Origin of the sequence: Chitinophaga pinensis DSM 2588 (assembly GCF_000024005.1) — a bacterium.
GTDB lineage: Bacteria > Bacteroidota > Bacteroidia > Chitinophagales > Chitinophagaceae > Chitinophaga > Chitinophaga pinensis.
This window is the reverse complement of record NC_013132.1, coordinates 5,183,918-5,209,711: the sequence shown is the minus strand read 5'-3', so window position 1 is coordinate 5,209,711 and position 25,794 is coordinate 5,183,918. Positions and strand designations below refer to the sequence as shown.

General features: G+C 47.0%; 15 protein-coding genes. 8 read left to right on the top strand and 7 right to left on the bottom strand.

The window, feature by feature from the left end; genetic code table 11:
* Nucleotides 1–179 precede the first annotated feature (179 nt).
* A complete protein-coding gene (locus CPIN_RS20705) occupies nt 180–1,517 on the top strand; it encodes an alkaline phosphatase family protein (protein WP_012791797.1) in 1,338 nt (445 codons plus the stop codon).
* 83 nt (nt 1,518–1,600) lie between these two features.
* On the opposite strand, the gene CPIN_RS20700 is transcribed toward CPIN_RS20705, so the two are convergent.
* A complete protein-coding gene (locus CPIN_RS20700; protein ID WP_012791796.1) occupies nt 1,601–2,023 on the bottom strand; it encodes a VOC family protein in 423 nt (140 codons plus the stop codon).
* Between the two features lie 101 nt (nt 2,024–2,124).
* Nucleotides 2,125–2,625 carry a DinB family protein gene (locus CPIN_RS20695; protein ID WP_012791795.1) on the bottom strand — a complete coding sequence of 167 codons (501 nt, stop codon included), beginning with the start codon at nt 2,623–2,625 and terminating at the stop codon, nt 2,125–2,127.
* Nucleotides 2,626–3,204: 579 nt separating this feature from the next.
* Between CPIN_RS20695 and CPIN_RS20690 the strand changes: the two genes are divergently transcribed.
* Both CPIN_RS20690 and CPIN_RS36860 read left to right on the top strand, forming a co-directional pair.
* Nucleotides 3,205–11,706, top strand: a complete 8,502-nt coding sequence (locus CPIN_RS20690; protein WP_012791794.1) for a T9SS type B sorting domain-containing protein — start codon at nt 3,205–3,207, stop codon at nt 11,704–11,706.
* Nucleotides 11,707–11,799: 93 nt separating this feature from the next.
* A complete protein-coding gene (locus CPIN_RS36860) occupies nt 11,800–12,345 on the top strand; it encodes a class I SAM-dependent methyltransferase (RefSeq protein WP_052306847.1) in 546 nt (181 codons plus the stop codon).
* Nucleotides 12,346–12,386: 41 nt separating this feature from the next.
* Here the strand turns inward: CPIN_RS36860 and CPIN_RS20680 are convergent, their stop codons facing one another.
* Nucleotides 12,387–14,045: a lectin gene (locus tag CPIN_RS20680; RefSeq protein WP_012791792.1), complete on the bottom strand. Its 1,659-nt coding sequence runs from the start codon at nt 14,043–14,045 to the stop codon at nt 12,387–12,389.
* 484 nt (nt 14,046–14,529) lie between these two features.
* Between CPIN_RS20680 and CPIN_RS20675 the strand changes: the two genes are divergently transcribed.
* Nucleotides 14,530–16,005 (top strand): PhoX family protein, encoded by a 1,476-nt coding sequence (locus CPIN_RS20675; protein WP_044219304.1) that lies wholly within the window; start codon nt 14,530–14,532, stop codon nt 16,003–16,005.
* Between the two features lie 73 nt (nt 16,006–16,078).
* Nucleotides 16,079–17,875, top strand: a complete 1,797-nt coding sequence (locus CPIN_RS20670) for a cytochrome-c peroxidase (RefSeq protein WP_012791790.1) — start codon at nt 16,079–16,081, stop codon at nt 17,873–17,875.
* A 228-nt stretch (nt 17,876–18,103) separates the two neighbouring features.
* Here the strand turns inward: CPIN_RS20670 and CPIN_RS20665 are convergent, their stop codons facing one another.
* Both CPIN_RS20665 and CPIN_RS20660 read right to left on the bottom strand, forming a co-directional pair.
* Nucleotides 18,104–18,751, bottom strand: a complete 648-nt coding sequence (locus tag CPIN_RS20665) for a response regulator (protein WP_012791789.1) — start codon at nt 18,749–18,751, stop codon at nt 18,104–18,106.
* A 31-nt stretch (nt 18,752–18,782) separates the two neighbouring features.
* Entirely contained in the window at nt 18,783–21,836 is a 3,054-nt protein-coding gene (locus CPIN_RS20660; RefSeq protein WP_012791788.1) for a sensor histidine kinase, read from the bottom strand.
* Between the two features lie 213 nt (nt 21,837–22,049).
* Between CPIN_RS20660 and CPIN_RS20655 the strand changes: the two genes are divergently transcribed.
* Nucleotides 22,050–22,553: a 2'-5' RNA ligase family protein gene (locus tag CPIN_RS20655; RefSeq protein WP_012791787.1), complete on the top strand. Its 504-nt coding sequence runs from the start codon at nt 22,050–22,052 to the stop codon at nt 22,551–22,553.
* Between the two features lie 346 nt (nt 22,554–22,899).
* Here the strand turns inward: CPIN_RS20655 and CPIN_RS20650 are convergent, their stop codons facing one another.
* Nucleotides 22,900–23,364: a peroxiredoxin gene (locus CPIN_RS20650; protein WP_012791786.1), complete on the bottom strand. Its 465-nt coding sequence runs from the start codon at nt 23,362–23,364 to the stop codon at nt 22,900–22,902.
* Nucleotides 23,365–23,444: 80 nt separating this feature from the next.
* A complete protein-coding gene (locus tag CPIN_RS20645; protein ID WP_012791785.1) occupies nt 23,445–23,663 on the bottom strand; it encodes a hypothetical protein in 219 nt (72 codons plus the stop codon).
* Between the two features lie 98 nt (nt 23,664–23,761).
* Between CPIN_RS20645 and CPIN_RS39380 the strand changes: the two genes are divergently transcribed.
* Both CPIN_RS39380 and CPIN_RS39375 read left to right on the top strand, forming a co-directional pair.
* On the top strand, nt 23,762–24,493 hold the full coding sequence (locus CPIN_RS39380; RefSeq protein WP_245552020.1) for a gluzincin family metallopeptidase: 732 nt from the start codon (nt 23,762–23,764) through the stop codon (nt 24,491–24,493).
* Between the two features lie 4 nt (nt 24,494–24,497).
* Complete coding sequence (locus tag CPIN_RS39375) at nt 24,498–25,640, top strand: M1 family aminopeptidase (protein ID WP_245552019.1); 1,143 nt, start codon at nt 24,498–24,500, stop codon at nt 25,638–25,640.
* Nucleotides 25,641–25,794 lie beyond the last annotated feature (154 nt).

The window sequence follows — 25,794 nt, the reverse complement described above, 5'->3', positions numbered from 1 at the left end:
CGTGGTTGTCTTGCTTCCGCTAGTTTAATATATATTCCTGAGTAATTCGTTAATACCTTGTTAACGAAGTGTGAAAGTCGGCTGATTGCCCGGCAGGAGGGACGTAACAATTTCTTAACCTTCCCGGCTGACGGTACCCACTTCATTTTGCGGTTCTTTTATAAAACAACGACAGCGAAATGAAGCGTTTCTATGCAATCGCGGGCGGACTGCTGTTAACATTGTCAGCCGCCGCACAAAAGGTAAACCACGTAGTACTGATCACTATTGACGGATTCCGTCCCGACTTCTACCAGGACGCCTCCTGGGGAATGAACAACCTTCGTATGATGAAGGACAGCGGTGTATCAGCAGATGGCGTAAACTGTGTATTCCCGAGTGTTACATATCCGGATCACACGACGATTATTACCGGGGTAAAACCAGCCAAACACGGTATCTATTACAATGCGCCTTTTGAAGAGGGGAAAGCCAGCGGCAAATGGTACTGGTATTATAACGCGATCAAGGTACCAACACTGTACGACGCCGTACATGCAGCTGGTAAAACCAACGCGAACGTAATCTGGCCGGTATCTGTAGGCGCACCGGTAGATTACAATATTCCGGATGTATGGCCCCTGGGCAAAAAAACGGACAGGAGAGACGCCACCGCTGCCGCAACAACACCAGCGTCTCTGTGGCAGGAAATACAGAACAATGCCACCGGAAAGCTGGGTCCTGAAGATTTCACCATGGTCAGGGAAGAACTGGTAATGGACGAAAACGTAGCCAGAATGGGCGCTTATATCATCACTAAATACAAACCCGCTTTTACGACCTTACACCTGGCCTGCGCTGACCACTATGAGCATATGCAGGGCAGAGATGGTTTGCTGGTAAGAAAAGCCGTAAGTGGTGCAGACAGGGCAATCGGTACGATACTGGAAGCGCTGATCAGAGCCGGTATCAAAGACAGTACGGCTGTTATCGTTACAGGCGACCACGGATTTGTAAATATTAAACAGTCATTTTCTCCGAACGTATTACTTGCTGAAGCAGGACTGATTAAAGACATCGATAAGGCAGACTGGAAAGCGCGTTTCCATGCCTCCGGCGGTTCTGCATTCCTGCATCTGAAAGATAAGAACGACAAACAGTCACTGGAGAAAGTAAAAGAAATACTCGCACATCTGCCAGCCGATCAACAGCAATTATTCAGGGTGATCGATCGTAAACAGCTGGATGCAATCGGTGCAGATCCCAATGCGGTACTGGCATTGGCTGCTGTTCCGGGTGTAACAATCGGAGGCGCTGTAAAAGGTGCAGTACTGAAAGATGCAAAAGGTGGAACACACGGTTACTACCCTGATTTCCATGAAATACAGACCGGTTTTGTAGCATATGGGCCTGGTATTGCAAAAGGAAATAACCTGAAGGAAATGGACCTGACGGATGTAGCGCCGCTGATTGCAAAACTGCTTGGCTTACAGTTTAACACGGCCGACGGAAAAGTGCCTGCCGGCGTACTGAAATAATTGACCCTGCCTGTGAGAAACCCAATAAAAAGCCTTAAAGTTCTTCATTGAACTTAAGGCTTTTGCTTGTCATCAGGATCTTCTTACTGGGGTTGTACGTCAAAACTCACCATCCAGTTGATGTCGAATTTGTCGGTAACCATACCAAACAAAGGGGCCCAGAAAGTCTTATCCAGCGGCATAGTGACTTTACCGCCGGCTGCCAGTCCGTCGAAGATCTTCCTGGTTTCTTCTTCGGAAGCCGTTGAGATGGCTACGGAAAAGTTAGTACCAATCCGAATATTGGCACTCTCCGGACCGCAATCACTGCCCATCAGGATGTCTTTACCCCCCACAGGTAATGCAACATGCATGATATGCTCGGCATACTTTGGATCGACCCCTTCTCCGGGCATGTCTTTGAACTTGGATATCATTTGGAATTCTCCTCCAAACACAGACTTGTAAAGGTTGAACGCTTCCTCGCAGGTACCATTAAAAAGCAGGTAAGGATTCAATGAAGCCATATCAGTTTATTTGAGAGTTATACAATACATTAAAATTACCATGATCTCCGCTTTGTAAAGAGGGTTGAATAAGACATACACACGGTGAAAACAGGACAAGTTTATTGTCTGTCCCAGAAAGCAGGTGGCTCAATACCCAATGCCCGCAGATATACATACCCCTGTGCCCTGTGATGGATTTCATTATCGATCCAGTAAAACAGGATAAAATAAATAGGACCTTCCCACTGACCAAAAGCCAGATCAATCTCATGAAAACGCGCTACAGGTATTTGTGGCCATAAACGATTAAGCTTTTCCGTTAGTTGATCCCAGAGCGCCAGCAGGTCGGCTTTTGTTTTCGGACCACGGCCGTTTTCATACGTAGAAAAGTCGGTTGACCATTTACCGGTAAGTATACCATCAATACCTGGGTCATTCATACTGATCATTTCCAGCGCCAGTTCTGCGAAAGGACGCATACCGCCGACAGAAAATGAAAACAGGTCTTTCTCCGGAAATGCTTCAATGACTTTACGGGTTAATGTGCGGTGTCCCTGCCAGTGAGTGAGCAGTTCCGCCGGGGTAATAACAGATGGTGTGCTGATCAGTTCCTGTGTCATGTTCAGATGATTTTAGTAATGAATGTTTCGCTTGACAATACAAAGAAAATCAGGCGAAGTGACAGCCCTATGTCAGTAGTATTCCGGCACTATAAAAAAACACAAATAGGAGCTAAGGGGTTCACCTGAAACACCAAAAAGCTAAAATCAGCCCCATCTTATCGTGATGATTGATTATAAGCGAGTTGCTAATAGAGTCACAAATATGGCTTGTTAATCTGGCCTTTACCGGCAATGTGGATAACTCAAATGTGGATAACTTTTAAAAAGAGTCCTTTAGTTTTTAAACGACTGACTATCAGATTTCATAACCAGAGTCCGCTGCCTCACCATACCTGAAGCCTATATTATATTACAGTACGCATTTTTAATATTTTCATATTATTTATACTTTTAATTTTAAAATAGTAATATATTTTAGCTATACTACTTATGCCTATGAACACTCTCTACGTCTCCTGTTACATATCGATGGGAATGGAGAATGGGGCTTTTTCAAACATTAAAACCTTGTCCGTCAACTAATAGTAAATGCTTAAATGTAAAACTGTTAGTCGACTATTTACGAAATCCCTATTGATGAAAAAGCTTCTAATACTCCTATGCCTGTTCCTGGTTGGTGCATTTGAAATGGTGCATGCTCAGACAGTGTATGTGAACGTACCGGACACGGTATGTATGTCTACAACCAATGCGACAGCGAATCAGCAGAAGTTCTCAAGTATGAATGCAAGAGTAACTGGCACCGGTATTACCGTGACACAAAAGGCGACGTGGGAGATCACGACGCCTAATGGCACTGATGCCGACTACGAAGTGCTCTATTCTGAGAATAATGCTGCTGATAAGCCTACGAAACTGAAGAATACCACAACACTGACGTTGCAGTTCCTGGTACCAGGTAACTACACCTTCAAAGCCACCATGACCTATACAGGATCTGACGGGGTAACAAGAACAGTGGTAGAGACAAGAATGCTGCACGCTGTCAACTGTACGATCACTACCTGTGGTGATGGCTCATCAACAATGGCAGGTTTTTCGGAAGATTTCGGAGCAATGAATATCGGGGTTGACCGTAGAAACTATCCGGTGGATGGTGTTGTATTATATACCTACCAGCCTAACGGTGCATTGACAGAAGATAATTATGTGATTTCAAATAACCCAAGACTGGCAAGAGATACCTGGGCGAATGTAACTGACCATACCGGCGGCTTCCGTGGCGGTATGCTCGTCGTGAATTCCTCCATTACACCGCGTCAGTTTTATTCAAAGACTGTCACTGGTCTTTGTCCGGGTTCTATCTATAACTTCAGTGCCTGGTTATTAAACGTCAACACAGGAAACGACCTGACAGATTGTGGTAACTATCAGTATGCAGGTGTTACTTTCAAAGTGGTAGACGCCAAGACGCCAACAAGGGTACTGAATGCATTTGATACTCGTTCCGTATCGATGATGCTGGGGGCTAAGGGGCCCACCTGGCAACGTTATGGTGGTACCTTCGTCGTACCCTCGGATGTAGACTCCGTAATAGTATATATAGTAAATAACAAACCGGGAGGTTGCGGAAACGATATCGCCATTGACGATATCGAATTTTCTTATTGTAGCCCTAACATCGTATCAGAAATAGATGGTGATAAACAAAGCCTGGCAGAAGTATTGTGTGAAGGCGCGCCTATTACACTGACTTCCAGCTATGCGCCTGCTGACTACTTCACTGATCCGGTGTTTGAATGGCAGATGAGTGATGACGAAGGTAAAACATGGTTGCCTGTACCATTCGGAACATCTACAGGTAATAAATTGATTATAGGAGACGGAGAACTGAAAGGCACACGGAAAGTGGCGTCCGATTATTTATTCCGTACCATTATATATGAAAGAGGCAGCGACCAAAGCATCTGTGCATCTCCTTCTTCTGAGATCAGACTGACGATCCTGCCGATGCCAAACCTGACACTGACTGCCAGCCAGGTGTGTGCCGGCGATAACGTAGACCTGGAAGCTTCCGGTGGATTTGACTCCTATAGCTGGAAAGATTTGCCTGGTTATACTGGTACCACCCGTACGATCGTAGTAGACAAGGATACGGCGATCACGGTGTTTGGTTATGTGAACTATGCAGATGGTCATACCTGTCAGGATGAAAACAGCATTTTCATCGGTACCGTACGTAATCCGGTACTGGATGTTTTCGTGTCCAACTCAAATGTTTGTATCGGCGAATCAATTGACATGAAGATCAACAGCGTACTGAGTGGTTACAATATTCACTGGTTCAGAGGTCCTGACGTAAACGGTAACAAAGTAGCGATGCCTGAGTACGATGGTCTCACCGATATCACCCAGTACCAGATCGGTTCCGTTGCCGACAGTGTGTTCAGTGTAGTGGTAAGTGATCCGGCTAATATCTGTGTGGTAGAATCTGATCCTATTATTATTAAGTCCTCTGTCACACCGATCACCCAGCTGAAACCTAACACAAAGACTTTCTGCGCAAGCACGAATGCATCAGGTAACTTTACCGTGGAAGTAGACAAGGTTACTGGCGCTGCCGGTACCTGGAGAGTGGAAGAGATCTTCGGCCCTGCAGTAACCGACGACGTAATTGATGATTACGTAAGAATTCTGCTGCCATCGGCGGAAAGAACAAGGGTGACGATCAAGAAACCAGGTACTTCCGTAGTACTGTCCTGGACACTCAGAACAGCCGCTAACAGTGGTTGTACAACTGTAGTACTGGATACCCTGAACCTGCTGCTCGATCCGACCTACTCAAATGCCGGTCCGGATACAACCCAGTGTGGTACAGATAATGTCTTCACCATGAACGCCAGCAAACCTGCTCCTATAACAGAACTGTATGGAGCGGCTGAGGAAAGAGGTAAATGGACGCTGATCTCCGGTAACGCAACGATCGCTTACGATACTGCTTATAATACAACTGTAACAGCCCTCGATCCGGAAGGCGATATCGTTTTGAGCTGGACGATCACGAACCTTGGTGGTTGTGTGGCGAATACAGATATGGTGACCCTGCATAAGATCGGTAAACCGATCATCAGACTGGCAAGTCCTGCGAAGGCATGTACCAGCAAAGGGTTCTTCATGCTGGACACCTTATCTACCAAAGGCACGCCAACCATCTATTCTATTGCAGCAGCAACACCGGCAATGCCAGGATTTGTAGCAGTGAACAATCAGCCATTGTCATGGCCACTGCGGGTGAATATCCCAACTAATCTGGCGCCGGGTACATATAACTTTAACCTGAGCTACAGAACTGCTAAATCGGGTTGCGATTCTACCGTTCCGTTTACGGTGAATGTAGAAACTGCACCAATAGCAGCAACAAGTATTACTTCCAGCACAACCGGCGTATGTGGCAGCGGTTCCGCTACACTGACCGTAAATGGTGGTAGTCTTGGTCTGCAGGCTGACGGTGTAACGCCTAATGCGATATGGGCATGGTACGCGGGTGGTTGTGGTACAGGTACCCGTCTGGGTACTGGTCCGACCATTACTGTACCACTGACTGCCGTAACTACTTTCTATGTAAGAGCTGAAAGTCTGGGCGCCTGTGATACAACTGCCTGTGTGAGCACAACAGTTACCTTCACCGGTATGCCAGCGAATATCAATGCGGGTCCTGATCAGTCTAAATGTAACACCACTGCCTTTACGATGGCTGCAAGTGTAGCCACTCCGGGTACAGGTACATGGGTACTGCCTGCTGGCACAACGGCTACCGTAACAGCCGGTCAGAGCAACAATCCTGCTGCTGTTATTAATGTACCTGCCGGTATCACAGTAGACGCCGTATGGAGTGTAACTAATGGTACCTGTGTGGCAAATGATACCGTAAGACTGATCAACTATGCATTACCAACCCTCGCTAATGCAGGTCCGGATAAGGCACAATGTGGTAACACGGCCTTTACCATGGCTGCCAATGCAGCGGTAACCGGTACAGGCGTATGGACCCTGGTGGCCGGTAGCACGGCTACCATTGCTGCAGGACAGGCAAACAGTCCGACAGCATTGATCACGGTTCCAACCGGTTCAACGACAAGAGCGATCTGGACCATCACCAATATGCTGTGTACAACCAGTGATACGGTTGTGCTGACCAGCACTGCCGGACCAACTACCGCAAATGCCGGTCCTGACCAGGCACAATGTGGTAATAATAACTTTATCATGGCTGCAACACCGGTTACTACCGGTACGGGTACATGGACCCTGCCTGCAGGTAGCCCGGCTACCATTACTGCAGGACAGGCCAATAACCCGAATGCAACTATTACCTTACCAATAGGATCCACCACCTTTGCAATATGGACAACTTCCAGTGGTACCTGTACCACGGTTGATACGGTGCAACTGAGCAACGGCTTAGCTGCAACAGTAGCTGCTGCCGGTCCTGACCAGGCACAATGTGGTAACGGCGCCTTTACACTGGCAGCCAACACCGCAACAATCGGTACCGGTAGCTGGACAGTAATCTCTTCTACGCCTGCAGGGAATGTACTGCCAGCTGGTGTAGCTAACAATCCGACAGCTAGTCTCAGTTTGCCTGCCGGTACAACAGTCGTATTACGCTGGACGATCTCCAACGGCGGCTGTGCTACTTCCGATGATGTGGTACTGTCAAACAGTCTGGCGCCTAATCCTGCTGCTGCCGGTCCTGATCAGTTAAAATGTAATGTGGCTGCCTTCACCCTTGCTGCCAACAGCGCAGCTGGTGGCACCGGCAGATGGGATGTGATCTCCCCGGCAGGTTATACTTTCCCTGCTGCGGATGTAGCTAATCCTACCGCTAATATTAATATACCTGCAGGTACTGAACTGACACTGAAATGGACGATCGCTAACGGCGGTTGTACAACAAGTGACACCATCTTACTGGGCAACTATGCACAGCCAGCTGCGGCTGCTGCTGGTGCTGACCAGTCCCAGTGTGAAGGTCTTGACTTTATCATGGCGGCCAACAAACCATCTGTAACAGGAGCTGTCGGTACCTGGACCCTGGTAAGTGGTTCCGCCACTATTGCTGCCGGCCAGGCCAATATGGACACCGCACACATCACATTAGCGTCCGGCGCTACGGCTGTTTTACGTTGGTCTATTAGCAACGGTAGCTGTACCAGCTCCGATGACGTTACCTTAACAAGCATTCCTAAACCTACAACTGCGACCGCCGGTCCTGACCAGCAGCATTGCGAAAATGCACTGTTCAACATGACCGCTAACACACCGGTAACAGGTACTGCTACCTGGAGTCTGCCTGCCGGAACGACTGCAACTATTCCTGCGGCTGACAGAAACAACCCTGCCGCTGTAGTCACCGTACCTGCGGGTACGACCGTTGCCCTGGCATGGGTGATCTCCAACAGTACCTGTAACTCGGTGGACAGCATCACGCTCACCAACAGCGTAATGCCAAACAATGCAGTTGCGGGTGGTGATCAGGTACATTGTGATGACGCTAACTTCACCATGAATGCTAATAACGCTTCTCCGGCTACTGCTATCGGTACCTGGAGCGTTGTCAGCGGTACCGCCACCATTGCTGATATACACAGCGCAACATCTACCGTAACTGTTACTGCCGGTAATACGGCTACATTACGCTGGAGCATTGCCAACGGATTATGTTCTTCCACTCCGGATGATGTGGTGCTGACTAACCAGCCTGCTATCCTGGGTAATACCATCACTGCTGATCAGGTACTTTGTGCAAGTGATGCTCCTGCTTCCCTGAGAGGTGGCACCATCACCGGTGGTACCGGTACGTATACCTTCCAATGGCAGGTAAGTACGGTGAGTGCGGTAACCGGTTTCACAAACGTAATGGCTGCAGATGGTACCAATGAAATATTTACGCCGCCGGCGATCTCCCGCCATACCTGGTACAGACGTGTGGTAATGTCTGGTGCATGTACCGGTAACATCAGTAACGCAGTGATGCTCACCCTGATGAATATTCCGCCGGTTGTGATCTCCGTTCCTGATCCACTTTCTATTGATTGTGCAGGCGGTGTAGATCCTGCTACTAAATTCGGCACGCCTGTATTCAGCCATGCACCATATGATAATGAGCAGCTGGCAATCACCTATAATGATGTAACTACCGTAATTGATGCCTGTGCGACGACTGTCACCCGTACCTGGACAGCAACTGACCGTTGTGGTCTGACAACCCAGGCACAACAGGTAATCACCATTACAGATAAAACCAAACCTGTATTCACTACGACAGCTCCGGCTAATGTAACAGTGAATTGTGATGCCGTACCTGCTGCCGCAACATTGACAGCTACTGACAATTGCGCTGGTACAATGACCATCACTCCAATTGAAGAAAGACAGGACGCTGGCGCAAGCTGTCCTAGCAATTATATCCTGGTGCGCAGATGGGTCGCTGTGGATGCCTGTGGCAACAGAAGCGATACCCTGATGCAGATCATCAATGTAAGAGATATGACGCCGCCGGTATTCGATGCACCTGCGCCGGCTAACATCACCGTTGATTGTGATAAAGTACCTGCTGCTGCGCCGATGACGGCTACTGACAACTGTTCGCCTGGTGTTATCACTGCTAATCCGGTGGATACCCGCAAAGCGATCTCCGGTAGCAAATGCACCGAAAACTATCAGCTGATCCGTACCTGGACCGCTACCGACCTTTGTGGTAACAAAACAGTACTGACCCAGACAATCACCGTACAGGATACCATCAGACCAAGATTCTCCGTAATCGTACCTGCTGCTGTCACTGTTGATTGTGATAAAGTACCGGGTGTGGAAAGCGTGACTGCGACAGATAATTGCACAGCGAATGTATCCGTGAAACTGACTGAGACAAAACAATCATTGTCAAGCTCCTGTCTGAACAGTTATAAACTGACCCGTACCTGGATCGCGTCCGATAATTGCGGCAACACGGCCACTATGCAACAGGTAGTAACCGTACAGGATACCACTAAACCGGTATTCGTTGTAGCGCCTCCTGCTGATACCACCGTTAGCTGTAACGCTGTACCAGGTCCTCCGACAACCCTGAGAGCGAGCGACAACTGCGGTACCGTGAAGATCTCTTACACCCAGACACGCGAAACTATTCCTGGCGGATGTGCGGGTAACTACCTCCTGATCCGTACCTGGACAGCGAAAGATGCTTGTAATAACGCTACCATCGCCCGTCAGGTGATCACTGTAACAGATACCACTGCTCCATTGATCGATCCGGCGCCTGCTGATATCACCATTGGTTGCAGCGATGCGATCCCTGGTGCAGCTGCCCTCTATGCGGTGGACAACTGTGATGTGAACTTCCCTAAGAAGGTAACCATGGTACAGGATCCGTTCGTAGTAGACAAGTGTAACGGTTATACTATCGTAAGAAGATGGAACATTTCGGATGCCTGCGGTAATGCGGCTATTGAAAGAGTACAGACCATCACGGTAAATCCTTGTCCGAAACCGGAACTGGATCCGAACTTACCGGCGAACTGCTCTTCCAACACCAAATTTGCCATACTCTTAAAGAATAAAGTAAGCAAACCTAAATTCACCCTGATCAGCGTAATCCCTGCTACAGCAGTTACGACGCCATTGACGCAGAATAGTAACGTATTCGATCTGAACGGCGCTACACAGGCTACTTTCGCTGTAATCGACGGTAACACCGGCTGTTCTTCTGACACCGTAACCTATGACCTCCGGTATATCGAGAAACCGGTGGTTGATCTGGGTGCAGATGTAGCTGTATGTAATGGTGGATCCGTAACACTGGATGCGGGTGCCGCAAATGCCGGTTATAATATCCGCTGGTCAACGGGTGCAACTACCCAGACCATCGTAGTGAATACACCTGGTACTTACTATGCGACGGTATTCAACGGTATCTGTGCAACGACCGACTCTGTGAAAATGAGCGTGAATAATCCACCGACCATCGATATGGCTGATACCACTATCTGTGAAGGCAGCACCCTCCGTCTGGATGCGACTACTTCCGGCGCAAGCTATGTATGGAGCACGGGTGAAACAACGCCTTTCATCGATGTTTATATGCAGGGTACTTATACCGTAGACGTAACACTGAACGGTTGTACGACGCATGATGAACTGGATGTAACTGTAGCAACTGCGCCAAACATCACCCTGAGTGACGATATGGAGATCTGTCCGAATGAAACAGCGATGCTGACGGTAGATCCTGATGGTGGTAACGTACGCTGGAATAACGGCGAAGTGACCAACTCGATCGTCGTATCAAGACCGGGTGATTACTGGGTAGCGGTGAACCGCAACAATTGTGTGGTAACTGACACGGTAAGAGTAGTATTGAAGTCTAAACTGGATATCAATATAGGACCTCAACGTGATATCTGTGCCGGCGGCCGTGTAGTACTGGATGCTACCAACGACGATGCGGTGTCTTACCTGTGGAACGATGGTGATACCAACCCGATAAAAGAAGTAACAACGCCTGGCAGATACACAGTATCCGTAATGGACAGATTCTGTTCTGCTATTACCATGGATAGCGTAGATGTAGTTGTAGCAGGTATTCCGCCGTTCGATCTGGGCCGCGATACCACCCTGTGTCTCGACAATGTGCTGAACCTGAGAGTAGATGCAGGTGCAGGCAACCAGGTACGCTGGCAGGATGGTACTACAGGAAACACCTATAAAGTGACCAGCACCGGTTATTATACCGTAACGGTATATAACGATTGTGGTTCCGCAACTGACCAGATAGCCGTAACCTTCAAACCTTGTGAACCTGAACCAGGCTTGCCAACCGCCTTCACACCAAACGGCGATGGTAAGAACGATGTGTTCAGACCAGTTGTCAAAGGTCCGATGTATGACTACGAGTTAAGCATCTACAACCGTTGGGGTACCCTGGTGTTCCGCAGCGTTGAATCCAGACTTGGATGGGATGGCCGTTACCTCGGAGCACTCGTGGATAGCGGATCGTACATCTGGGTAATGGGTTACAGAGAAAAGGCGGCAGGTCCGAAGATCGTGCTCAAAGGACAGATCACTTTATTGAGATAAGAAGAAGTGTAAAGTACAATAGGCAAAGGCGTCCCGGGTTGATCACGGGGCGCCTTTTTTTAACGTACCTTTATCCATTTTGGAAGTATTATTATGGATAACAGAATGTTGTGGAATGAGCGATATACAAAAGGATTACCTGCCCTGGAAATACCAGACCCGTTTTTTGTAAAAATGTATGAGGAGCATATCAGCAAGGAATTCCCCAACGGAGGGATTGCCTTAGATCTGGCAGCAGGTACCGGCAGGCATACGCTGTTCTTGTCAACAGACAACTGGCAGGTCAGAGCAGTAGATATTTCAGATGTGGCCATGGAAAGACTGGCAGAGAAAGCGGCCGGTCGGCCGGTGCAGACAATCTGTACAGACCTGGCGGAATATGCTTTTCCCCAGGCAGCTTTCGACCTGATCGTACTGTATTATCATTTTGACCGGGCACTGTTTGCTGCTGTCGGCAAAGCCCTGAAACCCGGCGGATTACTCATCAGTAAACAGGCGGTAGGAAAACCAGTTAATCCACACACCTTACAGGCATATGAACTATTACAACTAACGGAAGGACTGGAACAAATCAGCTATGCGGAAAGACCTGTAAAGGAAAGGGGAGTAGCAGAATATTTGGGTCGTAAACCTTTTTAAATAAGAAGCGGACGTCTTTTTAAGACGTCCGCTTTCGTTTATTACTGGTTGATTTTGAACTTTTCTGCAGCACCAATTGTCGTCTTGGTGCAGGTCATACGGGCCATACCGTCTTCTGCCGACAGATAAGCGCCGTTGTTACCTCTGAAGGAAATTGTACCATCACTGTTACTGATCCATTCAAACTGTTCCCATGGACCAACAGACGCACGGTTACAATTCACCGCCTGCGTACCATTCTCTGAGCAGACATAATTACCCTGATTACGCAGCGCAACTCTGCCACCACCTGCATCCACTACGGTAAACTGTTCCCAGGACTGTGCCACGGCACGGTTACAGATCATGGGCTGTGTATTGCCTTCACTGCATACATACTGGTTGTTGAAGCCTTTAATGGTCACTGTCTGACCAATCGGGATCACCGTACCACCAGGAATAGTCGGCGTCGGACGAACAGCCGTCAATGCAATCTGTCCTTTCAGCATACGACCACCATCACCGGTCAGGCGCAGGTAATAATCCGAAGAACAGGCCGTACCATCTTCATCCAATGTACGGAAAGCGGAACCCGCCGGTATCTGACTGATATTCTCCGCTGTCTTGGCAATCTGGTTACCTTCATTGTATTCATCAAACATGGAGATGTAAATACCCTGACATCCCACTCTGACCATGTTATAGAACTGACGCCACATAAAGTCGCCATGGGCGCGTTGTCTTTCCTGCAGATCGCCTGGTAATACGCATGGCTGATAATCAATACCATTTGCATTACAATAAGCCTGGTCAGGCGTATTGACATTGGTATAGAAATTATCCGCATCGTTGACATTACCGATACGTCCCACCATCCATGGCGAGATCATATTCAGCGCTTTGTAGGTGTTCAGGAATCCGGGTCTGGAATCGCTGGTTTCATTCCGCCAGTGAGTAGGGATACCTCCGATTACATAACAACCCTGGCTTTTGAACCAGTTAATTACCTCCAGACAAACAGCTGCTGACCAGGGGTGGTTATCGTCATTAAAGCCAAAACCCCAGATACATACCACCGGCTTACCATTCTGATAAGCGTAGGCTGTTGAGGATGTGTAAGCGGACATTTTGTTGGTCCAGTCAGTCTTGATCTCTGACTGCATGTTAGTCCAGCCGCTAACATCATACATGATGTAAAACTTACGGCCATAGGTTTCTGCCGCCGTTTTCACTTTAGCAGTGATGGCATCCCTTACCGGACCTTCCTGTCCATTCGGATTGAAACGCTGTAACGCGGCAACGTCGATGTTATGCTGCTGCATCCAGAGGAAGTGAGTATTTACCGTCTGGTCAGAGAAGGAAGAGAACAGCTTTGCCGGTTGTCCGTTGTTCAGCGCAGGCCAGGCAGTTGTGTAAGTGTTGCTGTAATCCCTTACATCAGGCCAGGACTTGATACCGTTGTTGGTCGCAGAAGGCGACTGGCCCCAGTTCTGCGTCCAGTGCCACCAGGCATTGATAGGAGAGCCATCTCCTGTACAGGCAAACCAGCCCTGGTAACCGACTGTGATTTTCCCCACCACATCACCTACGGGAGATGCCTGGGCGTTTGCCAATATATTCTTTGTGCCGGAGAGAGTGTCAGCCTCAGTGAGGCTTTTTTTGGTACAACTGATAGCAAAGAGGAGACTGATCGCTACGAGTACACGATTGCTGATTTTCATAGTATGTGTGTTTTGTTCGGAATTTACCGGTAATGGATCTGGAGAATGAGGGTTTAAAATCAGTAAATAAAAAGTATATGGTTGCTGCGCGAACGATGGAATTATAGGATGCGTTACTTAAACGGCAACACGTTCCGGATTATTGTAAGCTGCCATAAGATAATTTTGGATATCGCAAGAACCGGGTTGAATGCGACTGCCGGTGAATCTACCTTCGACTTGTCAAGATTAGTTTACTATGCATCTCCCCGCTGAACCTTCCATCCTTATTTCGGTACTCCTGTTGTGCTGATCAGTACCTGCAATTAGAACGGCTCTTGTAACCTTGCCCGATATCTTCTGTCTTCTGGTTGGGATGGCGTTGTATGCTGGGGCCAGCCAATCGGTTCCCCATGCCTGATTTTTTCTTCACATTCATTTAATACCTTTTTAACATTACGGCAACATGGGCGCTGGATATTGCGAGACTCAAATCTATCAACCCATGAAGCTTAATTCTCTGATGACCCGTATCAGTCCGCTGGTGGCAGCGGCACTGATAGCAAGCTGTAGCAATGACACAATTGACAACACCAAGACACCTGAAACAGGGTCAGGTATTGAGGCACATTCCAACACGCCTTCCCTGGTAAAATCGCTCTCCGGCTTTGACAACCTGAAAATTTATCCGCTGATCAGCAGTGATGATACCCTGCCTGGTTCACCGGCATTCAGATACGGTGCACAGCCAGATGGTGCTGGTATGATGAAAGATCCTAACGGAGAGGGTTACATCATGATCAATAACCACGAGATCCTCTTTTCTGTGTCGCGCGTATACCTGGATAAGTTCCTGAAACCGGTAAAAGGCGAATACATTGTAGACGCTGAAGGCGGTAGTATGCGTCTTTGCTCTGCTACACTGACCAGTGCTGCAGAACATGGCTTTGGTCCGATGTTCCTCACTGCCGGTGAAACGGATGGTGAATCAATGATCCACGCGATCGATCCACTGGGTTCCGCTGACCTGAAAAAGTCAAACCGTACCAAACCTGCTTTAGGTAAATGCAGCGCTGAAAACGCCGTGCCTTTATCCAAAAATGCATTCCCTGGTAAGACTGCTGTCTTCATTGGTGAAGATGAAAGCAGCCGTCAGGGTCTTGGTCAGGTAAACCTTTACCTGTCCAATACCGTAGGTGACCTGAGTAACGGTACGCTGTATATGTTGCGTCGTCTTGATCAGAACATCGTAGAAACGGACATGGAAGTGGGCAAGTCATATGATGTGGAATTCGTAGCCTATGAAAACGTGCCAACCAGCACCGGCGCTGAACTGGCTGCCCAGACAGTTGCTAAAAAAGCTATCCAGTTTGCCCGTGTGGAAGACCTGGATTATGGTAAAGGTTCTGTTGAAAATAACCGTAAACTGTACTTCACTGCTACCGGTGTAAGCCAGTCCGATAAGAAAACACCTGTTGCCGGTCTGACCATGTGGGGCCGTGTATACCAGCTGGTGCTGGATGCTGCTAATCCACTGAAAGGTAAACTAACGCCATTACTGGATGGTAATGTTGATCCGGGTAACAGCGTAGTAAATCCGGATAACCTTTGTGTAACGGAGAACTTCGTCTACATCCAGGAAGATGGCGATTCTTATTATGCTGATAACAAACACGACGGTCGTATCTGGCAGTATAATATCGCTACCAAAGCGCTGAAACCTATGCTGGAAATGGACCAGCGTCGCAATGATGCTGCATTCAACAGCAAATACAACCCGGCCAATGAAACCCGCCTGGGCTCCTGGGAATATGGCGCTATGTATGACATTTCTGACCTGGTGGGTAAACCAAACACCTTTGTGGTAAATATTCACCCGCACACCTGGACGGACAATAAATTTGCCAACGCAGATGGTAGCGGACTGACAACCAACAAAGAAGGCGGTCAGACTGTGATCATCACCGGTATCGAAAAATAATCCTCTTGTTTTACTGTCCTGAAGTATACAGTTTCCCTTCGTAAGGAGGGAAACTTTTTCCATTCTACAGCATATGAAACTCAGCAAATCTTTGATTGCCGGTGTAATCGTCCTCAGTACCTGGCTATCATGTACCAACACCACACCATTTGCAACAACAAGCAGTTCTGCAGACCTGGACAGCCTTGTTCACCAGTGGCTCAATCAGCATATGGATTCCCTGGAAGCAGGCGCTACGCGTTTACAGTCACTGGCAGCAACACCGGCAAAGGAAGCGGAACTACGGGCTGCTTTTAGTGATTGCAGGCGATTGTTCAAGCAACTGGAATGGTTCAGTGTTTATTATGCACCGGCTACTTCCCGCCAGCTAAACGGACCACCTTTACCAGAGATAGAAGTGGAAGAGAACAAAATGAGTGATCCTGCGGGGCTGCAGGTAATGGAGGAACTGTTATTCCCCTATGATACAAGCGCATCCGCTGCACTGTTAAAAGAAGCAAAAGGGTTTATATCCAGCCTGATTCCTCTCAGACATACCATTGAAAATACCCGTTTTGATACCGCCCACATCTTTGATGCCTGTAAAATGGAAGTATTCCGCGTGGAGGTATTGGGTATCAGTGGTTTTGATACGCCTTTGTGTGGATGGGGCATTCCTGAAACAGGCGTGGCACTGTCGGCTGTAAAGGAAATGATGGCCTTTATAGCAGCGCCGGATAATCTCCTTAAAAGACTGGATCGAGTAATAGCGGTAACAGAGCAAGCAACAAGTCCCGGTGAATTTGACTACGCGCTATTTATGTCCCAACAGCTACATCCACTTTCGGCAGCAATGACCGACTGGTTTTACAGTGCCGGCTTACAACCTATTGCATATCCGCAGGCACTGAAGAATACCGCGCGTACCCTGTTCGACAGCAGCGCCTTTAATACCGCTTATTTCGTACACAATGCGGATGCGGTTCCTACGCCGGAAAAGGTGGCACTGGGAAAAATGTTATTCTATGAAAACAGACTGGCCGGTAACGGTCAGAGAAGCTGTAGCAGCTGTCACATGCCGGAGAAGGCATTGACGGACGGTATGCCTAAAAACACTTCCCTTGACGGCAGTGCCACCGTACTGCGCAATACCCCGACTTTATTATATGCCGGTCTGCAACAGGCCCAGTTCTATGATATGCGTTCCCCGACGCTGGAAAATCAGGTGCTGGACGTTCTGCATAACGAAGCCGAGATGCAGTCTTCTCCGGAGAAAGTAGCCAGCTGGCTGAATCAGGAGCCCGCTTTAAAATCGCAATTTAAAGCAGCTTTCCCGGACATTCAGGATACTATACTACCAAGACACGTTACAAGGGCGATCGCCGCTTATATCCGCGAATTACACCCTTTCCGCTCAAACCTGGACAACTATATGAGAGGTGACAGTAATGCGCTGACGGGGCAGCAGAAAAAAGGGCTGAACCTTTTCATGGGAAAAGCGCGTTGTGCCACCTGTCACTTTATGCCGCTTTTCAACGGTACTGCAGCGCCCTCATTTGCCACCACAGAGTCGGAAGTACTGGGTGTACTGGTTGCTCCCGGAGTAGCTAAACTGGATCCTGATATGGGGCGATATACGCATACACAGCTGGAAGGACTGCAATATGCCTTTAAGACGCCCACTATCCGTAATATCGCTAAAACGGCTCCTTATATGCATAATGGCGCTTATAAGACACTGGACGAGGTAATGGAATTCTATAATAAAGGGGGGGCTGCCGGTTACGGTATCGATCTGCCGGGTCAGACGCTGTCTGCGGATCCCTTGCATTTATCCGAAGAAGAAAAGAAAAGCATCATTGCTTTCATGGAGTCATTGACGGATCACTAATGACCTGTAGAACCAGGTAATAAAAAAAAAGAGCCCTGAGAACAGGGCTACACCAGATAAATTAACGTAAACAGATCATTTAGTTTTTTGTCTCCTGTCGGAGTATATCTTGCATAATTTCTTTTTGATACCTGAATTTCTCCCGAAGGTAGCCTATCTGCACATGTCAGAAAATCACCGAAATCGGGGAGAAGGGGGACCATTGATGGCGCCTTCCGGTAGAAAGTACTATACGATACGTTGATTTATGGCCAGCGCAACCGCCTCTGTCAGAGAAGCTACGTGCAACTTTTCATAGATCTTCTTCACATGGCTGCGCACCGTTTCGTAACTGATATTCAGGTCGCTGGCGATCATCTTGTAACTTTGTCCGTTCACAATACAGGTCAGCACTTCTTTCTCTCTGGCCGTCAGATTATAGCTGTCATTGTTCGGCTCCGGCTTCTGTACGGCACTTTTCTGTAAAAGATTCAGTACGCGGCGGGCGATGGATGGACTCATGGGAGAGCCACCCGTTTGCAGCTCCTGTATGGCGTCAATCAGCCTTGTGTTCAGGTGATTCTTCAGAATATACCCTGAAGCCCCTGCACAGATAGAGTCAAAGACCCTGTCATCGTCCTCAAACACCGTTTGAATGAGGATCTGTACATGCGGCACTTCTTTTTTAAGCTGTTTGATCGCTTCAATACCGCTGATTTCCGGCATTTCAATGTCCATCAGTACTATGTCGGCACTACAGTTCAGCACATCGTTCACACAATTCCGGGCGTCGCTGAACACGCCTACCACCTCGATGGAAGGAGCCGTATCCAGTAACAGCCTGATGCTATTGCGAATGTTTTTGTTGTCGTCAAAAATGGCAACGCGTATACTCATGTTTCGTTTTTTTGTTGTTACCCATATGCTATCAGGTAACCGGAAAGCTTAATTTTAAATATGTCCCTTTTAATGGTTCACTTTCTATGCCCAGGTCCGCATTCATTTCGCTGGCCCGGTGCCGGATATTACTAAGTCCATTACCAGACAGTGTCAGTACTTCCGGACTTTTCACCGCATCATGATCAAATCCTATACCGTCATCTTCAATATCCAGCTCCAGCATGTTTTTACGGTAGCTGATATTAACTTTGATAAAGCTGCAGGCTGCATGTTTCAACGCATTGTTGACCGCTTCCTTGAATATCAGGTAGAAGTTCTTACGCTGGTTCATGGCCAGGTTCAGGTCTTCTATTTTCTGGTCGCAGCTAAAGATGAACTGTATCTTTTTCGCGGTACATAATGGTTTTGCGTAAGATTCCATGCGTTTCACGATACTGCTGACATGGTCATTCTTTGGATTAATCGCCCAGACGATATCCGACATTTCCGAGATCATTTCATTGGCCGTATGGCCGATCGTGTTCAGCAGCTCTTTCAGCTGTTCTGTCTTTTGCTGATCATTATAGATTTTAGCTACCTCACTATAGACGGAGATACCACTTAATGTAGAGCCCACACTGTCATGCAGATCCTGGGCAATACCATTCCTGATGGCATGTCTTTTCAGCAGTTCATTGATCCGGTAACGGTACAGCAGGTAAATAGCAGCCGCAATGACCAGTGTGCATACCAGGTAAAACCACCAGCGGGTCCAGAAAGGAGGGATGATGGTAATATGCAGCGCTGTTACCCTGTTACCGAATACGCCTTTCCAGTTGCTCGCTTTGACCAGGAAGGTATATTCGCCTCCTTTCAGATTAGAGTAATAAGCAAAATTCCGTTTCCCTACGTTGTTCCAGGTCTTATCTACACCAGCCAGCATGTAGGAGTATTGTATATTATCGCCGCTGAATTCCGGGGCAGAAAACTCAATGGAGAAATAGTTTTGTTTATAGTCCAGTTCAATGGTCTGTTTTTGCAGCAGACCGCTGTAGGAATTATTGAAGATCTTAAAGTCGGTCAGGTAGACAACAGGCTCCGTATTAATCAGGGAGATCTTCTCAGGCTGAAAACTGAGGTAATAATTCGTACCGCCTACATAGATATTCCCCTGCTCATCCTGGTACATATAACCATTAACTCCTCCGTCCTTTTTCAGCGTCGGCGGTTCGTAACAGCTATAGATCTTTGCAGCGGGGTCATATTTGTGTATATGCCCGTTGCAGACCATCCACACATTGCCATCTTTGTCAGTTTGCAGTCCTTCCGTCAGATTACTTGATTCAGGGATATGCTGTGCCTTCTGGGTATGCACATCTAGGTAATTCAGTCCGCCGCCATAAGTACTGATCCAGATATTACCGGCCTGTCCTTCCATGATATCATATACATCATCATTGCTGATACCTTTGAGGTACTTTATCTGCTGTCCGTCCTTCTGTGGCCAGTCGCCCAGGCCATGCCGGGTAGTGGCGAGCCAGATATTACCACTGGCTGCCTTGTACATTTTACGGATCAGGTTATCCTTGATATTATATCTTTTTAATATTGCATGTACAGAGTCGCTACGCGTCACCCAATGCTGCTCTTTAAAATCGTAATAGCTCAGGTAATGACCATAAGGAGAGACAATGAGTACAGGGTGCGTATCCATGGTGTCTTTGACAATAGATACAATCCTGGAAGAGATCAGCTTTTTCATCACCGGATCTCCTTCCGTATTAGGCAGGGTAGACAGTGTCTGTTTCAGCGTATCATATATGAAAAGCGTGTAATCAGTGCCGATATAAAAAGTGCCGTCGCTATCCTGGAAAAACTTGGTCACACTTAAAGGTTGTCCTTTCCAGCTTAACTGCCGGTGCTCAAAGGGCTGTTTTCCGGGCGGTTTGATAAAAATCCCGTCATTGGTACCTATCCATAACCTGCCACCGGCATCCTTGTAAAAATCATAGATGCTTATGTCTTTACCCGTTCCCGGCAGGAAGACCTGTTTAAAAGGGTAGTAGAGGGGATTATGATAACTGATGCCGTTATTCGTAGCTACCCAGACAATATTATTCCTGTCGATATAGACGTCATTGATATGGTCATTGACGATCGAACCATCTGCAAAAGGCTGATGCCGGTAATGGGAGAAATGATGCTGTGCAGGATCATAGACTATCAGACCGGAGTCCTTTCCGCCCATCCAGAGGCGATTCGCTTTATCTTCTGCAAAGGCATTGACTTCATCATTCGGGAAAGAGTTTTTACCCGGCGTGTAGCTGAAACTTTCTTCCCTGTCGCGGACGTGGTCATAGTGATACAGGACTTTATCCCAGGCGCCATACCACATATCGTTATTGTGGTCGCGGAATAACGCTGTAACGGATACGTGTGACAGTTTTGCGTAAAGATCATCATAGCGCCTGTCTGCCGAGTACTTCAACGTACGTGCATTGATCTTTAACAATCCGCCGCCTGCACGACCTACCCATACACTGTCATTTGCGTCCATGCTGAGTGACAGAATAGCCGTGGTGCCAGTTTTCACCGGATGTGAAAACTCGCCTGTCTTTTTATTAAATCTTCTGGTACGATAGTTACCGGTACCCACCCACAGATAACCGTGCTGATCATCCACGATCGCATTCACATGATTATCCGGAATACTTTTTTCACTGCCGTCCGTATAGCGGTATTGCCTGAATTGCTTATCGGGGGACTGGCGGTAGTCGTATGCACTCAGGCCGCCATCTTCTGTTGCAATCCAGATAATGCCATTCTCGTCTTCAAGCAGGTCGCTGATGATATTACCCGATATGCAGGTCGTATCGCCGGGAGTCTTTCTGAATATGGTAAAATATTTACCGTCGTATCTATTCAGTCCGTCCTCTGTGCCAAACCATATAAATCCCCTTTTGTCCTGCAGGATGCAGTTAACTTTATTGTGGGAAAGCCCGTTTTCAGTCCTTAGCGTATTGAAATAAGGCGTCTCTTGTTGTGCTCTAATGGTTTGGGTTAACATGATGATCGTTACCAGTAATAGGTAAGCTTTTCTCATGATAGGTTCTTTCTCTGCTGATTTTGTTGCATCCTCAAAATTAAGCGTTTAATAATATTAAATTGTAACCGGCTGTTCATTTTTTAAGCTGTCTACGTTAATTTGTTATGCGTGTTATAACATGCGCTTTTCTATAAGCTTTATCAGTAACGGATTTCGTCGCATCTTTGTTACACAGAATCGTTTAATATTGAGTAGAATTTAATATAGAAAATGAGTAGTATCCTGATCGTTACATTGGAGATGGAAGAAGTGTATCAACGACATTTTACTGATCTGCGTGGGAAATACTTCCCTGCACATGCGAATTACCTGGATGCACATATTACATTATTCCATCACTTACCGGCAGGTGAAAGTGAGATTACAACTGCCCTGGAGAAGGCTGCACAAAGAAAGCCTGTGACGCTGAAAGTAGCGGGGATCGTACATTTCGGGAATGGGGTCGCTTACAGACTGGAATCGGAGGAGTTGCAATTGTTACATGTAAGTCTGCAACAGGCTTTTGAACCATGGTTGATCCGGCAGGATAAACAAACACTGCGACCACATATTACAGTACAGAATAAAGTGACGAATTTTAAGGCGCAGCAACTGCACGAAGCCTTGTCGCAGGATTTTACGCCTTTTGATATAAAAACAACCGGTCTGAAGACCTGGCGTTATTTACATGGTCCCTGGAAAGCAGAAAAAATGTTCCCATTTATAACGCTATAGCATTACTTAATTTAGTAAATTACGCTACTTCTTTTACTGTCTCCTGAAGATAGTCAGACTATACTTATCTTACATTAGTGCTGCGTTTTCAACGCAACACTAATGTAAGATAACCATTATCTAAGTACTATATAGCCTTCCTTATAATAATACCGGAACACCATTCATTAACCATTTCAGAAATTTCTAAAGCGTGCTGCTGTATTACCTCTTGAGAAAATCATATATAAAAAGTATTGGTACATCTGGACACACTATTCATCCATTCCTAATTCTTAATTCTTAATTCCTAATTGAAAAAATGCCTGTACAGGGCATGAACCCTATACAGGCAATATGTAATAAACTAAACATTAACACGCAACATCGCCAGCATTTTTTCTGCATGTGCATCTCCTTTCAGAAAGCCTCTGAAACTGGCTTCAATCTTTCCGTCCAGTCCTACGAGGAATGTTTCTCTACCCGTCAGGAACAGTACATTTTTGACACCGAATTGTTTCAGCAGCTTATTGCCCGGATCGCTCAGCAGCGTAAATGGTAATCGGTGATGCTCCTTAAAGGAACGGTGGCTTTCCACGCTACCGGCGTTAATACCGATCACGATAGCGCCGGCATCTGTAAAATCGGCATAACTATCCCGGAATGAGCAGGCTTCTTTTGTGCAGACAGCGCTTTCATCTTTCGGGTAGAAATAGATAACGAGCTTTTTCTTGCCGACGTAGTCGCGAATATTAAATAGCTGGCCGTTCTCGTCCTGTAAACTGAAATCAGGAATACGATCGCCGGTACTTAATGTTTGAGTCGTTGCCATTGCTGTGGTTTTATTGTGTTTGTAATTGATACAGCAAAACTACCAGCAGCAAAGCAGAAACAATTTAACCTAAGTTAAAATCACTGTTTCGCCAGATAATTATCTATCGCCATCCCTATTTCCTTGGTTTCAGGTGTTTCATTATCCGTTCCGTCTTCAAACCAGTGGTTAGCGCCTTCATTATCCTGCTTCAGGAAAAGTACCAGGGTCTTGTCAGGAAAAGCTACCTTAAAACGATGCTTATCGGCTTGTTCTATCGTCAATGGGCCGTTATTGTGATCAATGGTGAAAGTATTCATATGTGCCTGTTTTTATGATGAGTGGTACAATCATTATGCCTGTTTCAACCTACTATTCTGAGGGGTATGTATATTTGCAGGATATCTAAATACTACTTATGACCAGAATGCTGATCGCCCTGATGCTGATGCTCGGTTATGCCGGCATGGCTTCAGCCCAGGAGCTGTATGTACCCCGCAACATTAAAAAGGCCTATGCCAATAAGACCAGATCGAAGAACGGACAACCCGGGGAACGTTACTGGCAGAATAAAGGCCGTTATGATATACAGTTAAAGGTCAATGCTCCTTCCGGCGTGGTATATGGCCAGGAGAATATCCGCTATATCAATAACAGTCCTGATACACTGCGCAGTCTGGTGATCCGCCTGATCTGTAATCTGCATAAAGTAAACGCACCCCGCTCCGGTTATGTGGGGAGAGACTTCCTGACAGAAGAAGGCGTCATTATCGATACTTTTCTGGTTAACGGCGCCAATGTGCCTTTTGACAACGATATCGCCACGGTAGGTAATGTAAAACTGCCTGCGGCGTTGAATGCTAAAGACAGTCTGGACCTGCATGTCAGCTGGCATTATACTCTTTCTCAACAGAGTGGAAGGGAAGGTAAAATAGACAGTACTACTTTCTTCCTCGCCTATGCCTATCCACGTGTCTCCGTATATGACGATTACAATGGCTGGGATCTGATCGAACACATGGACAGGGTAGAGTTCTACAGCGATTTTAATGACTATAATGTGGCTGTAACTGTGCCCAAAAACTATGTAGTGTGGGGAACAGGCGTTTTGCAGAAATGCTGCCGATGTATTACAGCCGGAGATTGCTAAAAGATTGAAAGACTCTTATACGGCTGACCAGCTGATGCATATCGCCAGCAAAGAGGAAATGAGCAGTGGCAAGGTAACACAGCAGAAAGACTGGAACACCTGGAAATTCACGGCGGCTCACATCGCTGACGTTACGTTTGGTACCAGCAATCATTATGTCTGGGATGCATCCAGCGTAGTGGTAGACAGCAGTACCGGCAGACGTACCAGCGTTCAGGCCGCCTACGATGATGCTGCCGAAGACTTTCATCATTCTGTGGATTTTTCCCGCTATGCCCTGGATTGGTTCTCCCGTAACTGGCCAGGTATACCATACCCTTTCCCGACAATGACCGCTTTCCAGGGTTTTGCGGATATGGAATACCCGATGATGGTCAATGATGCGACTGTAGGCAAACAGTTAGGTTTTGCGCAACTGGTACAGGATCACGAAATCGCGCATACGTATTTCCCTTTTTATATGGGTATTAACGAAAGCCGTTATGCCTTCATGGATGAAGGTTGGGCAACCACTTTCGAATACCTGATTGGTATTGCCGAAAAAGGAAAAGCAGCGGCGGATAAATTCTACCAGTTATTCCGGGTAAGATCTTACATCAATGATGCATCCGCAGAAGAAGATCAGCCGATCATTTCGCAGTCTCACCAGTTAAGCGGTGTCGGTTATGGTAATAACGCCTATGGCAAGCCTTCCCTTGCTTATCTGGCACTGAAAGACCTGCTGGGCGATCAGGCATTCCGTAAATCCCTGCACGCATATATGAACAACTGGAATGGTAAACATCCGATGCCATGGGATTTCTTCAATTCCATTAATACCGCTTCCGGTCAGGATCTGAACTGGTTCTGGAACAACTGGTTCTTCAGCAATAATTATATTGACCTGCAATTGACAGATGTAAAGACGAAGAAAGACAATGCAGAACTGACGATAATGAATAACGGCGGATTCGCGATTCCGTTTGATGTTGTGGTGACCTTTGAGGATGGTAGCAGCAAAACAGTACACCAGACACCTGCTGTTTGGAAAAACGGCGGCAAACGTATTACCGTCAATGTACAGGTTAATAAATCAGTGAGTGCGGTAAAACTGGATGGAATCATCTATATGGATTACACGCCAGCTGATAATGAATGGAAGAAATAAAGAAAAATTAGGAATTAGGAATTAGGAATTAGGAATTAGGAATTAAGAATTAAGAATTAAGAATTGAAATGCAGCGGAGATCTTCGCGGTAATTCTTAATTCTTAATTCTATAGTGTCCGGTAAAAATATGGGATTAAGTCATAAAAAAAGGAG

Bases quoted from the DNA above. Each gene is read 5' to 3' on its own strand.
- CPIN_RS20680 (WP_012791792.1), bottom strand. From the start codon at position 14,045: ATGAAAATCAGCAATCGTGTACTCGTAGCGATCAGTCTCCTCTTTGCT.
- CPIN_RS20700 (WP_012791796.1), bottom strand. From the start codon at position 2,023: ATGGCTTCATTGAATCCTTACCTGCTTTTTAATGGTACCTGCGAGGAA.
- CPIN_RS20660 (WP_012791788.1), bottom strand. From the start codon at position 21,836: ATGAGAAAAGCTTACCTATTACTGGTAACGATCATCATGTTAACCCAA.
- CPIN_RS20655 (WP_012791787.1), top strand. From the start codon at position 22,050: ATGAGTAGTATCCTGATCGTTACATTGGAGATGGAAGAAGTGTATCAA.
- CPIN_RS20675 (WP_044219304.1), top strand. From the start codon at position 14,530: ATGAAGCTTAATTCTCTGATGACCCGTATCAGTCCGCTGGTGGCAGCG.
- CPIN_RS20695 (WP_012791795.1), bottom strand. From the start codon at position 2,625: ATGACACAGGAACTGATCAGCACACCATCTGTTATTACCCCGGCGGAA.
- CPIN_RS20650 (WP_012791786.1), bottom strand. From the start codon at position 23,364: ATGGCAACGACTCAAACATTAAGTACCGGCGATCGTATTCCTGATTTC.
- CPIN_RS20665 (WP_012791789.1), bottom strand. From the start codon at position 18,751: ATGAGTATACGCGTTGCCATTTTTGACGACAACAAAAACATTCGCAAT.
- CPIN_RS20690 (WP_012791794.1), top strand. From the start codon at position 3,205: ATGAAAAAGCTTCTAATACTCCTATGCCTGTTCCTGGTTGGTGCATTT.
- CPIN_RS39380 (WP_245552020.1), top strand. From the start codon at position 23,762: ATGACCAGAATGCTGATCGCCCTGATGCTGATGCTCGGTTATGCCGGC.
- CPIN_RS20670 (WP_012791790.1), top strand. From the start codon at position 16,079: ATGAAACTCAGCAAATCTTTGATTGCCGGTGTAATCGTCCTCAGTACC.
- CPIN_RS36860 (WP_052306847.1), top strand. From the start codon at position 11,800: ATGGATAACAGAATGTTGTGGAATGAGCGATATACAAAAGGATTACCT.
- CPIN_RS20645 (WP_012791785.1), bottom strand. From the start codon at position 23,663: ATGAATACTTTCACCATTGATCACAATAACGGCCCATTGACGATAGAA.
- CPIN_RS20705 (WP_012791797.1), top strand. From the start codon at position 180: ATGAAGCGTTTCTATGCAATCGCGGGCGGACTGCTGTTAACATTGTCA.